Annotated in this window: 11 protein-coding genes; 7 read left to right on the top strand and 4 right to left on the bottom strand. The window is 72.5% G+C overall.

Going from position 1 to position 12,535, the window contains the following annotated elements:
- Positions 1 to 228 precede the first annotated feature (228 nt).
- The 4 genes from ACGFYP_RS05735 (at position 229) to ACGFYP_RS05720 (ending at position 2,634) form a co-directional block, all read left to right on the top strand.
- Positions 229 to 432 carry a cold-shock protein gene (locus tag ACGFYP_RS05735; protein WP_033201600.1) on the top strand — a complete coding sequence of 68 codons (204 nt, stop codon included), beginning with the start codon at positions 229 to 231 and terminating at the stop codon, positions 430 to 432.
- 82 nt (positions 433 to 514) lie between these two features.
- Positions 515 to 1,903, top strand: coding sequence for a DEAD/DEAH box helicase (locus ACGFYP_RS05730; RefSeq protein WP_393486758.1), 1,389 nt, complete (start codon positions 515 to 517; stop codon positions 1,901 to 1,903).
- 102 nt (positions 1,904 to 2,005) lie between these two features.
- Positions 2,006 to 2,455 (top strand): hypothetical protein, encoded by a 450-nt coding sequence (locus ACGFYP_RS05725; RefSeq protein ID WP_393486753.1) that lies wholly within the window; start codon positions 2,006 to 2,008, stop codon positions 2,453 to 2,455.
- The gene (locus ACGFYP_RS05720; protein WP_393486751.1) at positions 2,410 to 2,634 is read left to right on the top strand and encodes a hypothetical protein; all 225 of its coding nucleotides are present in this window, start codon (positions 2,410 to 2,412) and stop codon (positions 2,632 to 2,634) included. The genes ACGFYP_RS05725 and ACGFYP_RS05720 overlap by 46 nt, the downstream gene beginning before the upstream one ends.
- Positions 2,635 to 3,117: 483 nt before the next feature.
- On the opposite strand, the gene ACGFYP_RS05715 is transcribed toward ACGFYP_RS05720, so the two are convergent.
- Both ACGFYP_RS05715 and ACGFYP_RS05710 read right to left on the bottom strand, forming a co-directional pair.
- The gene (locus ACGFYP_RS05715; protein ID WP_393486747.1) at positions 3,118 to 3,732 is read right to left on the bottom strand and encodes a hypothetical protein; all 615 of its coding nucleotides are present in this window, start codon (positions 3,730 to 3,732) and stop codon (positions 3,118 to 3,120) included.
- Positions 3,729 to 5,372, bottom strand: a complete 1,644-nt coding sequence (locus tag ACGFYP_RS05710; RefSeq protein WP_393486745.1) for a serine/threonine-protein kinase — start codon at positions 5,370 to 5,372, stop codon at positions 3,729 to 3,731. The genes ACGFYP_RS05715 and ACGFYP_RS05710 overlap by 4 nt, the downstream gene beginning before the upstream one ends.
- A gap of 371 nt (positions 5,373 to 5,743) precedes the next feature.
- Here ACGFYP_RS05710 and ACGFYP_RS05705 point away from each other — a divergent pair, with 371 nt between their 5' ends.
- Positions 5,744 to 7,807 (top strand): phosphocholine-specific phospholipase C, encoded by a 2,064-nt coding sequence (locus ACGFYP_RS05705; protein WP_393486743.1) that lies wholly within the window; start codon positions 5,744 to 5,746, stop codon positions 7,805 to 7,807.
- Positions 7,808 to 7,833: 26 nt separating this feature from the next.
- Here ACGFYP_RS05705 and ACGFYP_RS05700 read toward each other — a convergent pair whose 3' ends face one another.
- Entirely contained in the window at positions 7,834 to 8,634 is an 801-nt protein-coding gene (locus ACGFYP_RS05700) for a DeoR/GlpR family DNA-binding transcription regulator (RefSeq protein ID WP_393486741.1), read from the bottom strand.
- A 152-nt stretch (positions 8,635 to 8,786) separates the two neighbouring features.
- Here ACGFYP_RS05700 and ACGFYP_RS05695 point away from each other — a divergent pair, with 152 nt between their 5' ends.
- Both ACGFYP_RS05695 and ACGFYP_RS05690 read left to right on the top strand, forming a co-directional pair.
- Complete coding sequence (locus tag ACGFYP_RS05695; protein WP_361963221.1) at positions 8,787 to 9,746, top strand: sugar isomerase; 960 nt, start codon at positions 8,787 to 8,789, stop codon at positions 9,744 to 9,746.
- Positions 9,746 to 10,600 carry a ketose-bisphosphate aldolase gene (locus ACGFYP_RS05690; RefSeq protein WP_393486736.1) on the top strand — a complete coding sequence of 285 codons (855 nt, stop codon included), beginning with the start codon at positions 9,746 to 9,748 and terminating at the stop codon, positions 10,598 to 10,600. The genes ACGFYP_RS05695 and ACGFYP_RS05690 overlap by 1 nt, the downstream gene beginning before the upstream one ends.
- Here the strand turns inward: ACGFYP_RS05690 and ACGFYP_RS05685 are convergent.
- A complete protein-coding gene (locus ACGFYP_RS05685; RefSeq protein ID WP_393486734.1) occupies positions 10,548 to 12,338 on the bottom strand; it encodes a VanW family protein in 1,791 nt (596 codons plus the stop codon). The two genes, ACGFYP_RS05690 and ACGFYP_RS05685, sit on opposite strands and share 53 nt — an antisense overlap.
- Positions 12,339 to 12,535: the final 197 nt, after the last annotated feature.

Below are 12,535 nucleotides of genomic sequence, written 5' to 3'. Positions count from 1 at the left end.
CGGACGGCCCGAGGACCCCACTCGCGAGGTTCCGTGCACAGCCGACCACGCCGTGCTACAGTCAACAGTAGTTGCAGTTGTGGTTCCCATAGACTTCAAGTGCCTTAGACGAATTATTTCGTCGGGCACTTTTTGTATTTTCGGTGCTGTTTCCGGACGGGCAATCATGCGGCGACGCCGGGATTCGCACAGTGCGGACCTCGGGTAGTGCCTCGAAGGAGATATGACATGGCTACTGGCACCGTGAAGTGGTTCAACTCGGAAAAGGGCTTCGGCTTCATCGAGCAGGAGGGTGGCGGCCCGGACGTGTTCGCCCACTACTCCAACATCGCGACCTCGGGCTTCCGTGAGCTTCAGGAGGGCCAGAAGGTGACCTTCGACGTCACCCAGGGTCAGAAGGGCCCGCAGGCGGAGAACATCCTCCCCGCCTGACGCCGAGCCTTCAGACGCAGCTGGGGTCCCCACCCACCAGGTGAGGACCCCAGCTCGTCGCATTTTCGGACGAGGTTTCCCCATGAACGAATTCGCATCACCGGCCACCCACACCCCCGCGCTTCCCCCGGTCGCCGCCTTCGACGAGCTGGACCTGCCCGTCGCGGTACGGGAGCTGCTCACCGAGCTCGGTGTCGACACGCCCTTCCCCATCCAGGCGGCGACCCTGCCGAACGCCCTCGCAGGACGCGACGTCCTCGGGCGCGGGCGCACCGGATCGGGGAAGACCCTCGCCTTCGGCCTGCCCCTGCTCGTGCGCCTCGCCGGTCGCCGAGCAGAGTCGCGCAAGCCGCGCGCCCTGATCCTCGTCCCCACCCGTGAGCTCGCCCAGCAGGTCACCGACGCCCTCACGCCGTACGCCGCCGTGCTGAAGCTGCGCCTGACCACCGTCGTCGGCGGGCTCTCGACAGGCCGGCAGGCCGCCGCGCTGCGCGAGGGCGCCGAAGTCCTCGTCGCGACGCCCGGCCGCCTGAACGACCTCGTCGCACGCAAGGACTGCCGCCTGGAACGCGTGGAGATCACCGTCCTCGACGAGGCCGACCAGATGGCCGACATGGGCTTCCTGGATCAGGTCACCGAGGTGCTCGATCTCGTCCACCCCGACGGCCAGCGCATGCTGTTCTCCGCCACCCTCGACCGCAACGTCGACCAGCTGGTCGAGCGCTACCTCCACGACCCCGTCGTGCACTCGGTCGACCCCTCGGCCGCCACCGTCACCACCATGGAGCACCACGTCCTCCAGGTGCACGGCGCCGACAAGTACGCCACCGCCACGGAGATCGCCGCCCGCGACGGGCGCGTGATCATGTTCCTGGACACCAAGGCCTCCGTCGACCGGTTCACCAAGCACCTGCGCGGCAGCGGGGTACGCGCGGAGGCGCTGCACGGCGGCAAGTCGCAGCCGCTGCGCAACCGCACCCTGGAGCGGTTCAGGAGCGGTGAGATCACCGTCCTCGTGGCCACCAACGTGGCCGCGCGCGGCATCCACGTCGACCAGGTGGACCTCGTCGTCAACGTCGACCCGCCCGCCGACCACAAGGACTACCTGCACCGAGGCGGACGGACCGCCCGCGCAGGCGAGTCCGGCAGCGTCGTCACCCTGGTCCTGCCGGACCAGCGCAAGGAAGTGGTCCGGCTCATGGGCGACGCGGGGATCCGCGTCCGCGTGACCCAGGTCCGTTCCGGCGAGGCCGAGCTGTCCCGTATCACCGGCGCCAGGAAGCCGTCCGGGGTGCCCGTCGACGGTGCCCCGCCGAGCACGGAGGGCCCCAAGCGCGGCGGCGCCGCCTTCCGGGGCATCGGTACGGTCCCGGGGAAGCCCGGCCGGGCCAAGAACGAGTCCCGCCGCTCCGCCGAGGCCCGCAAGACCGCCGAGGCCCGCCAGGCCGCCCGCATCCGCCGGGGCCGCTGAGGGCCGTCCGGCGGGACTCCGCTGCCGAGCCGGAGCGGCACTGTCGGACCCGCGTGCTGGAATGTTCCTCGTCGCCACATGATCGCGAGGGGGAAGAGGAGCATGTCCGGTACGTCGTCCACGGTCCCGGCCGAACTGCGCCGTCTGATCGCCGAATTGACCGGCCCGGGCGGTCGCCCCAGTTCGGGCGGTCGGGACGGTGAAGGTGTGGCGGTCGCGGTGGGCGCCGACGACAGCCTGGCCGTCGCACGGATCCGGTCGACGCGGCCCGCCCGTCGCCTGGCACGAGACCTTCCCGGCGCCCTGCCGCCGACGAGCGCCGCCGCCCTGGTGCTGGGCGAGTTGACGGATCGCCACCTCGCGGGGTCGGGGGCGCGCCGGCATCGGCTGCACGACGTCCTCACCACCTCACCCGACACGCTGCCGGAGCTGCTCGCCGCGCTGCCCGAGCCGAGCGACGGCGAAGCGGATCGGCTGCCGCCCAAGTCGGTCTGCGACACCGTGGCGTGGCTCCTGGAGCATGCGGCCCCGCGCACGCGGCTGCCGCGCTGACCGCGCTGCCGGAGCGGACGCTGGAGACGATCCTCGCGAGCGGCTCCCTTCCCGGCCCCTCGCTGACCTCCGCCGTCGTACTCCACGGGGACAGCCGGGCCCGTACCGCGCTGGCACGCCACCCCCGGATCGACGCGAGGGTCCTCAGGCAGCTGTCGCCGTCGGCGACCCGAAGGTGAACGCGGTCGTCCACCGCAACAACCGCTGCACCCCGTCCCTGCGCCGCGCGGTCGTCCACGCCCACGCGCAGGGCCACGGCGCACTGGAGGACGCGCTCAGGGCGGAGCTTCTGTCGCCCGCGAGCGCCGCCTCACGCAGCCGGACCGCGCCCCTGCTCGTCAGCGGGGATCCGCCGCTGGTCACACAGGCGCTGGCCTGGGGCGTACGCAAAGTAGCCCCTGGCGGGCCGGAGGCCGCATCGCCGAGCACGCCCGGGAACCCATCCCCTTCTGGGAAGCCGGCGTCCGCCACCGCGAGAATCGCCGCCGGGTACGACGTGCCTAGGGTCTTTCGTTTGGATCAGGCCGGATCAGGGAGCGGGGTCTGGTGCCGTGGATCGCAAGGCGGAGGAGGGCGTCATGGCGGAGCCATGGCAACCGACGACAACGCGGCGAGGCGCGGCACCAGGGCCCGCGAGCCCGGCATGATCCAAACGAAAGGCCCTAGCCCGACTCGCAGCGGTAGGTGAAGCGGGTCTCGGCCGTGTGGTGGGTGGGGGAGACGACGACGAGTCGTGCCGTCGCCCGGTGTTCGCCGGGGCCGTGGAACGTCCACAGCAGATGCAGGCGTGCCTGTGTCTGGTGGCGGGCGAGCCGTTCCCTCAGGAGCCCGGACGTGGTGCCGTCGCTCCGCTCCCAGCGGTACGTGACGGTGCCGGGCCGTCCGTCGGTCTCCAGGACCGCGACGACGTCGGCGGTGGCGTCGCAGCCGGGCGGCCGCGCGGGTGCGGCGACCGTCACGCCGCGCACCGCGACCTCGGGTCCGAGCCGCTGCCAGGCCAGGAAGGCCAGGACGGCGAGGAGGACGGCGACGGGCAGGGCGTAGCGGCGCAGTGTTCTGCGGCGGCGCGGCGGGGCCACGGGCGGAGCCGCGTGCCAGATCTGCGCGGTGGTCGGGCCGCCGGCCATGCGGTGCCGGACCGCGGGCGTGACCCCGGGGCCGAAGCGGAGGACCTCGCCCTCCACCCGGTCCGGCGCCACGTCCTGCGTCGGTCCTTCGAACCAGTGACTGCCGAGGACCGTGGCGCTGTACTCGTCGTTCGTGTCGCGCTCGCTCATGAGACCGGGCACCCCCGCCTGGTGAGGATCTGCTGGGTGGAAGCGCCGTTGGCGGCGGCCGGGTCCGTGGTCGCCCGGACGCCCCAGTAGCAGCCGCCACCCCGGAAGGTGTGCGTCAGCGTGATCGCGTACCGCGTCGCTCCGCTCCTGCGCACGCTCTCCGAGCCGTCGGGCACCCCCGCCTCGCCCTTGCCGGAGGCCGTGAACCAGGAGAGGTGGAGGACCACAGGACCGGGCCCGTCCGTCACGATCTCGAACGAGGCCTCCGCCGTGCTCGAACCGGTCTGGCGCAGCGCCGTGACGGAGACCGCCTTCACACCGACCGGACGCGCCGTGGGCGGGGTCGTGGGCGGCGTGGTGGGCGGTGTCGTCGGAGGGGTGGTCGGCGGGTCCGTCGTCGGCAGGGTGGTCGTCGGAGTGAGCACAGGCGTGGGCGTCGTCGTCGGCGGTACCGGGAGGGTCGTCGTCGGAGTGCTCGACGGGGTCGCCTCCTCGGGCGCGGAAGGCGTGGTGTCGGGAGACGGCGTGCTCGTGGGCGTGGCCGTCGGGGACTCCGAGGCGGTCGGCAGCGTGCTCGTGGTGGCGAAGGACTCCGCCGTCGTGCCGCCCCCCTCGTCACCGGCCCGGGCGGCGACGGCCGCCAGGAGAGCGAGGATCAGCGCGGTGACTCCGGCCGGGACGACGAGCTCGGGCCAGAGCCTGCGCCCGCGACCCGTCGGCCGGGGCAGGGTGGTCGTGGCAAGGGCGGTCGTGCCCGTCGCCGGCTCACCGCCGGAGGAGGGGAACAGGAGGGGGAGCAGGGCGGCCAGGGCGGCGAGCCTGCGCCGACCGCGCTCCTCCCAGTCGGGGCCGTAGGCGGCCGTGGCGACGGCTTCGAGCTCCGCCACGAAGGCCGTCGCGTGCTCGGGGCGCTGCCCCGGGGCCTTCGCCAGACCGCGCCGGATCAGCGGGCGCAGCGGTTCCGGGGCCTCGCCGTCAGGAACGGGCGCGTCGAGGTGCTGGAGCGCCAGCTCGGCGATGTTCTGGCCGGTGAACGGCTTGCGTCCGGTCAGGCACTCGAAGAACGTCGCGGTCGCCGCGTACACGTCGGCCGCCGGGGACGCGGGCTCGCCGTTCCACTGCTCGGGCGCCATGTACGCGGGGGTGCCCGCCACCCCCGGTCTGCTGCCGCGGTCCGTGGCGATGCCGAAGTCCACGAGCGTGGACGAGCCGTCGGCCGCGACCAGGACGTTCTCCGGCTTGTAGTCCCGGTGCACGACCCCCGCCCGGTGCGCGGCGGCCAGGCCGAGGAGCGAGCCCTTGAGCACCACGAGCGCCGCCTCGGGTCCTGTGGCGCCCTCCCGGGCGAGCAGCGCGCGCAGGGCGACCCCGTCGACCAGCTCCATGACGATTGCCGCGCCCCACGGAGACTCCACGTACTCGTAGAGCCCGACCACGTGCGGCGTGTCGAGTGCGGCGAGCAGTCGTGCCTCCGCCCGGAACCCCCGGACGAACGCCGGATCCGTCCGCAGGCGCTCGCCGAGGTACTTGACGGCGACCGGTACTCCGGTCGCGTCGTGGACGGCAAGCACCACCCGTCCGCTGCCGCCCGCGCCCAGTTCCCGGGACTCCGTGTATCCGGGCACCACCCATGCGTTCATCCCGCCCCCAGTCCCCAGTCCTCCTCAACGGGGACAGATTCCGGCCACGACCGGTTCCCGGCAAGGGCGCGCGGGTGGGGTGCGGGCGGCGCGCAGGAGGCGTGCGGGCGGCGCATGGACTTCTCGGCGACCTCATGGACTCTTCGCCAACGGCCCCCGCCGGGCGGCGCCCGGCCCCTACGGTGATCCTCGGCCGCGGGGACGCCCGGGCCGTTCCGTGACCATGCGCTCCGCGTTCATGTGCTCCTCGTTCATGTCCTGTACCGCGCCGCCACGCGTCGACGACACGTGGCCGTCCTCTCACCCACTGATCTTGGGCTCGCTCGGACCGCCGCTTCCCCCCCACCGGACTCCCCAGAGGTGCTCAGACCATGACCGATCTCAATCGGCGCCGCTTCCTTCAGATAGCGGGCGCCACCGCGGGATTCGCCGCGCTCGACAGCAGCATCGCCAGGGCCGCGGCCATTCCCGCCGCCCGCGCCTCCGGCACCATCGCCGACGTCGAGCACATCGTCGTGCTGATGCAGGAGAACCGCTCCTTCGACCACTACTTGGGCGCCCTCAAGGGCGTCCGCGGCTTCGGTGACCCCCGTCCCATCACCCTGCCCAGCGGCAAGTCGGTCTGGCACCAGCAGAACGGCGGCAAGACCGTGCTGCCGTACCACCCGACGGCCGAGGACCTCGGCATGCAGTTCATCGCCGGGCTCAACCACGACTGGGCCGGCGGCCACAAGGCCTTCAACAACGGCAAGTACGACCAGTGGATCCCGGCCAAGTCCGCGGGCACCATGGCGTATCTGAACCGGGACGACATCCCGTTCCACTACGCCCTCGCCGACGCGTTCACCGTCTGCGACGCGTACCACTGCTCCTTCATCGGCGCCACGGACCCCAACCGCTACTACATGTGGACCGGTCACACCGGCAACAACGGCTCGGGCGGTGGCCCCGTCCTCGGCAACGAGGAGCGTGGCTACGACTGGACGACGTACCCCGAGCGCCTGGAGCAGGCCGGCATCTCCTGGAAGATCTACCAGGACATCGGCGACGGCCTGAACGCCGCCGGCCACTGGGGCTGGATCAACGACGCCTACCGCGGCAACTACGGCGACAACTCCCTGCTGTACTTCAACAAGTACCGCAACGCCCAGCCCGGCAACCCGCTCCACGACAAGGCCCGCACCGGCACCGACGCCTCGAAGGGCGACGGGTTCTTCGACATCCTGCGGGCCGACGTCGCCGCGAACCGGCTGCCGAAGATCTCCTGGATCGCCGCGCCCGAGGCCTTCACCGAGCACCCGAACTTCCCGGCGAACTACGGCGCCTGGTACATCTCGCAGGTCCTTGACGCGCTGACCTCCAACCCGGAGGTGTGGAGCAGGACCGCGCTGTTCATCACGTACGACGAGAACGACGGCTACTTCGACCACGTCGTCCCGCCCTACCCGCCGTCCTCCGCCAACCAGGGGCTCTCGACCGTCGACACCTCGCTCGACCGCTTCGCGGGGAACGCCTCCTACGCCGCCGGTGTCTACGGCCTCGGCCAGCGCGTCCCGATGCTGGTCGTCTCCCCCTGGAGCAAGGGCGGTTACGTCTGCTCCGAGGTCTTCGACCACACCTCGATCGTCCGGTTCATGGAGCGCCGCTTCGGCGTGCGGGAACCGCAGATCTCGCCCTGGCGGCGGGCCATCTGCGGCGATCTGACCTCGGCCTTCGACTTCGGCCTCGAGGACACCACACCGGCGGCGCTGCCGGACACCTCGGCCTACGAGCCGCCGGACAACGAGCGGCACCCCAGCTACGTGCCGCAGCCGCCGGCCAACCCCGCCCTGCCCGTCCAGGAGCCTGGGGCACGCCCGGCCAGGGCACTGCCGTACGAGCTGTACGTGGACGGCACGGCGATCCCGTCCACCGGCCGCTTCACCCTCACCTTCGGCGCGGGCGCCAAGGCCGGGGCCTTCTACTACATCACCGCCCCGAACCGCACCGACGGCCCGTGGACGTACACCGTGTCGGCGGGCAGGAGCATCGCCGACACCTGGAACACCTCCTACTCCGCCGGTGTCGTCGACCTGACGGTGACGGGCCCCAACGGCTTCCTGCGAAGCTTCAGGGGGCCGGGCAGCACGGCGGGCGCGGAGGTGACGGCCCGTCATGACGCCGCCACCGGGAGCGTCGTGCTGACCATGACGAACGCCGGCACCGCCGCCGTCACGCTCACGGTCACCAACGCCCCCGCCTACGGCGGCCAGTCGCAGCAGGTCGCCGTGGCCCCGGGCGCGACCGTGAAGCACACCGTCAAGCTGAGCGGCAGCAAGCGCTGGTACGACCTGTCGGTCGTCTCCAGCGGCAACAGCACCTTCCGGCGCCGCTTCGCGGGCCACGTCGAGAACGGCACGCCGGGCGTCAGCGACCCGGGGATCATCACCGGTTGACCGACCGGGGCGGTGCGGCGGAGGGGTCAGACGGTGAGGACCTCGACGTCGGCGTCGGCGAGCCGCCGCACCGCCTCCGCGGGCATCGCCGCGTCGGTGACAAGCACGTCGACGCGGTCGAGCCCGCAGATCCGGGCGAAGGCGCGCCGCCCCATCTTCGAGGAGTCGGTGACCACGACGACCCGGCTCGCGCGCTCGGCGAAGAGCCGGCTGATCCCGGCCTCGTCCTCGTGGTGCGCCATGATCCCCAGCTCCGGGTCGATGCCGTCGACGCCGAGGACGACGACGTCGAGCACGACCTCGTTCAGGACCCCGGCCGCGAGCGGCCCGACCAGCTCGTACGTCTGCGGCCTGGCCACCCCGCCGGACACGACGATCTTGATCTGGGGGCGTACGGCCAGCTCGCCGGCGATGTTGAGGGCGTTGGTCACCACGGTCAGCGCGGGCGCGGGCGGTGTGCCGGGCGGCTCGGTCCTGCCGCCGCCGAAGCGCAGGGCGAGCGCGCGGGCCACCTCGGTCGTGGTCGTCCCGCCGTTCAGGCCCACCACCTCGCCCTCGTGGACGAGCTCGGCGACGGCGGCGGCGATGCGCTGTTTCTCCGAGGCGTGCCGGGAGGACTTGTAGCGCAGCGGCAGCTCGTAGGAGACGCCGTGCGGGACGGCCCCGCCGCGGGTGCGGACCAGGAGGCGCTGCTCGGCGAGTTCGTCCAGGTCCCGGCGGATCGTGGCGGGGGAGACGTCGAGCGTGCCTGCGGCCTCCTCGACCTCCAGCCTGCCGGTCGCGGCGAGCAGTTCGAGGAGCGTGTTCCACCGCTCGTGCTTCGACATGATCGCGATTTTAGCGCCGCGCCGAGCCCGTGGGCCCTGGACCGCACGCCCCCGCTGATGGATACTACGCACCGTAGCCGTTGCTCGAAGATGCTCGAAAATAATCTGTTACGAGCAAGAGTGAGCATCCTGTGTCTGTGAAGGAGCCGCACGTGCCCACCTCGGGACCCTCCCGCACCGCCGCCGAAATCGCCTCCCAACCGGCCTCCTGGCGCCAGGCCGCCGAGACCCTGCCCCAGCACCGCGCGGCGCTCCCGGTGCGCGGCGAGCGCGTCGCCGTCGTCGGCTGCGGCACCTCCTGGTTCATCGCCCAGGCCTACGCCCAGCTCCGGGAGACCGGCGGACACGGCGAGACCGACGCCTTCGCCGCCTCCGAGTTCCCCTTCGGCCGCCGCTACGACCGGGTCCTCGCGATCACCCGCTCCGGCACCACGACCGAGGTCCTCGACCTGCTCCGGCGCGTCCAGGGCACCGTCGCCACCGGCGCGCTCACCGCCGACCCCACGACCCCCGTGATGACCGCCGCCGACGCCGTGGCCGTCCTCGACTTCGCCGACGAGGAGTCGGTGGTGCAGACCCGCTTCGCCACCACCGCCCTCGCCCTGCTCCGCGCCCACCTGGAGGCCGAGGACGCCCTCCCGGCCGGAGTGCGGACCGTCGAGCGCGCCGCCAAGGACGCCGAGCGCGCCGTCGCCGAGCCCCTCACGGGGGAGATCACCGGGGCGGAGCAGTACACCTTCCTCGGCACCGGCTGGACCTACGGCCTCGCCCTCGAAGCCGGCCTGAAGATGCGCGAGGCGGCGGGCGCCTGGACCGAGGGCTACCCCGCCATGGAGTACCGCCACGGCCCCATCAGCATCACCGCGCCCGGCCGCGTCGCCTGGTCCTTCGGCCCCGTCCCCACCGGCCTCGCCGACGACGTCGACCGCGTCGGCGGCACCCTCGTCGCCGACTCCGGCGACACCGACGCCGAGCTCGACCCGATGGCCGACCTCATCCGCGTCCAGCGGCTCGCCGTCCTGCTCGCCGAGGCCCAGGGCCAGGACCCCGACCGGCCGCGGAACCTCACCCGGTCCGTCGTCCTCACCCCCGTCGGGACGGAGGAGAGCTGATGCCGCTCACCGCCACCGGCGAGATCGTCCTCGCCGCCCGTGAACGGAAGGCCGGCGCGGGCGCCTTCAACGTCATCCAGATCGAGCACGCGCAGGCCATCGTGGCCGGCGCCGAGGCCGCGGGCCTGCCGGTCATCCTCCAGATCAGCGAGAACACCGTCCGCTACCACGGCTCCCTGGAGCCCATCGGACTCGCCACCCTCGCCATCGCCCGCCGCGCCGCCGTCCCGGTCGCCGTCCACCTCGACCACGCCGAGTCGCCCGAACTCGTCCGCGAGGCGGTCGCCCTCGGCTTCCGCTCGGTCATGTTCGACGCGTCGACCCTCCCGTACGAGGAGAACGTCGCCGCCACCCGCGCGATGACGGACCACTGCCATCACCACGACGTCTGGGTGGAGGCCGAACTCGGCGAGGTGGGCGGCAAGGACGGTGCCCACGCGCCCGGCGTGCGCACCGACCCGGACGAGGCCCGCGCGTTCGTCGCCGCCACCGGCGTCGACGCCCTCGCCGTCGCCGTCGGCAGCTCCCACGCGATGCTCACCCGGGACGCCGTCCTCGACCTCGCACTCGTCGCCCGGCTCCGTGAGGCCGTCGACGTGCCCCTCGTCCTGCACGGCTCCTCGGGCGTCCCGGACGAGGACCTCGGCCGGGCCGTCCACGCCGGAATGACCAAGGTGAACGTCGCCACCCACCTCAACAAGGCGTTCACCGGCGCCGTCCGGACCCACCTGGGGGAGAACGCCTCGACCGTCGACCCGCGCCGCTACCTCGGCCCGGCGCGCACGGCCGTCGCGGAGGCGGTCACCCACCTCCTTCAGGTGCTGGCGGCGGAGGCTCCGCTGGTTCGCACGTGACGCGGTCGCGCGGGGTGTAGTGCGTACGGAAGGTCTCCCGGCCGACCTCCGCCCCGCCGTCGCGGAAGACCCGGTCCACGGTGATGTCGAAGCCCTCCAGCGGAGGCTGCGGCTCGCACTTCGGACCGGTGCCCGTCCGCTCGGCGGGCTCCGTGAGGTTGGTGCGGGGCCCCTCCACCGCCTCCACCGCGTCGTACTTCTTCGTGCCGAGGAAGCTGATGGTCACCGAGGAGTCCGTCGCGGTCGCCTTGATGTAGATCCAGGCGTCCGAGTTGTTGCGGAACTTCAGGTCGAGCGTGCCCCAGGCCACCGTCGCCTCCCGGCCCGGCGGGTACCGCTCGATGTAGAACGAGTGCGCCCCGTACTCGACCGGCTTCACCCCGGCGAAGAAGATCGCGTTGAAGACCGTGGTCGCGACGGCGGACACCCCGCCGCCCGGGGCCGAGTGGTACTGGCCGTCCAGGATCATCGTGCCGTCCACGAATCCGTTGGCCTTGGTGCGCTCGCCGACCGTCCGGTTGAAGCTCCAGACCTCGCCCGGCTTCACCAGCGAGCCGTTGATCAGCTCGACGGCCCGGCCGATGTTGATCGTCCGGTAGGGCGCGGTGGGGAAGTTGACCGTGAACGTCGACATCTGCTCCTTGATGCCCATCTTCGCCACGGACTCCCGGGTCAGCACCGGCTGGATCAGCTCGGTGGCCACAGGACCGGTCCGCGCGCCCTCGCCCCGCTTCGGCAGCAACGGCATGACCGCGTCGCCCAGCGCCTTCGCGGTCACCTCATGGCCCGGCTCGCCGTCCGCGAGGACCACCACCTTGCCGTTCTCGACGCCAAGGCGGGCCTCGACCGGGCCGCTCGCGATCGCGTCGAGCGGGCGGGCGACGGCCGGGTCGCGGATCAGGGCCTTCTCGTCGAGCGTGGGCACGAGCCGGCCCTTGCCGTCCGCCTTCACCGTCAGATGGGCGCCGAGCGTGGTCGGTGTGATGCGCAGTCGCTCACCGTCGACGGTGAGGGTGACAGGGCCCGACATCGCGGGCGTCCCGAACGTGTTGAGGAAGCGGGCCGTCTCGGCCTCGCCGACCTTGGGCCGGGACACGGCCGTCGGCAGCGTCACCGGGTTCGCGCCCTCGGGCTCGGGGTAGTTGGCGCGCAGGGTGTCCAGGGAGGCGTCGATGTCCAGCTTCTGGCCGTCCCTGGCCTGTACGGTCACCGCCTGGCCGTTCTTGAAGGAGACGGCGCCCTCCACGGTCGCGCGGTCGTGGGTGCGGGCCGTCTCCGTCATCGCCGCCCGGGCCTTGGTCTCGTCGAAGTCGACGACGGGTTCGACGTCCCGCTCGTCGGTTGAGAACAGCCGGCCGATCACGGTCACCGGATCGCGCGCCGGGTCGGCCGCCTTGTCGACGGTCTCCGTCACGTCGACGCTCAGTCCTGCCGCGGCGGGATCGACGGTGCCCGTGCTCCCACCGATCTGCACCGGTATCGGCGCGGTCCAGGACGGCGGCGCCGACGACGTCAACTTCGCGCGGGCCTCCTCGCGGCTCATGCCGCCGATGTCCACCCCGCCCACGCGGGTGCCCTCGGATATCTCGTCGCCGGTGGCTATCAGACCCGCCGCGTACAGGCCGCCGGCGGCCAGGAGAGCCACCCCGACCGCCGTCACCGCGAGCCGGATGCGCCGAGCGCGAGAGGACGACGTCGACGCGTCGTCCTCGTGCCTGGATTCGCCGGAGTCGCGCACACGGCCTCCCGATGGGTCGGGTCACCCGAGATCCATCGGCGACGTTACGCCGGGCGGGTGCCCCCCGCACGCCGGAAGGCTCTGACCTGCCCGGGCGCGAGCCCGCCCCACCCCGTGCGGGAGGCGCCGGGCGTCGGAACCCTCCCCGAGATGCACCCCCCGTCGGATGCCCCGAGAATTGGTGGGTACAGGGTCCG

Source organism: Streptomyces sp. NPDC048370 (assembly GCF_043200825.1).
Taxonomy (GTDB): Bacteria; Actinomycetota; Actinomycetes; order Streptomycetales; family Streptomycetaceae; genus Streptomyces.
Note: the sequence above shows the minus strand (reverse complement) of the source record. Positions and strands in the feature narration are given on the sequence as shown.

What these genes read in the sequence shown, in the direction of transcription:
- ACGFYP_RS05735 (WP_033201600.1), top strand. Translation starts at nt 229, where the DNA reads ATGGCTACTGGCACCGTGAAGTGGTTCAACTCGGAAAAGGGCTTCGGC.
- ACGFYP_RS05730 (WP_393486758.1), top strand. Translation starts at nt 515, where the DNA reads ATGAACGAATTCGCATCACCGGCCACCCACACCCCCGCGCTTCCCCCG.
- ACGFYP_RS05725 (WP_393486753.1), top strand. Translation starts at nt 2,006, where the DNA reads ATGTCCGGTACGTCGTCCACGGTCCCGGCCGAACTGCGCCGTCTGATC.
- ACGFYP_RS05715 (WP_393486747.1), bottom strand. Translation starts at nt 3,732, where the DNA reads ATGAGCGAGCGCGACACGAACGACGAGTACAGCGCCACGGTCCTCGGC.
- ACGFYP_RS05710 (WP_393486745.1), bottom strand. Translation starts at nt 5,372, where the DNA reads ATGAACGCATGGGTGGTGCCCGGATACACGGAGTCCCGGGAACTGGGC.
- ACGFYP_RS05705 (WP_393486743.1), top strand. Translation starts at nt 5,744, where the DNA reads ATGACCGATCTCAATCGGCGCCGCTTCCTTCAGATAGCGGGCGCCACC.
- ACGFYP_RS05700 (WP_393486741.1), bottom strand. Translation starts at nt 8,634, where the DNA reads ATGTCGAAGCACGAGCGGTGGAACACGCTCCTCGAACTGCTCGCCGCG.
- ACGFYP_RS05690 (WP_393486736.1), top strand. Translation starts at nt 9,746, where the DNA reads ATGCCGCTCACCGCCACCGGCGAGATCGTCCTCGCCGCCCGTGAACGG.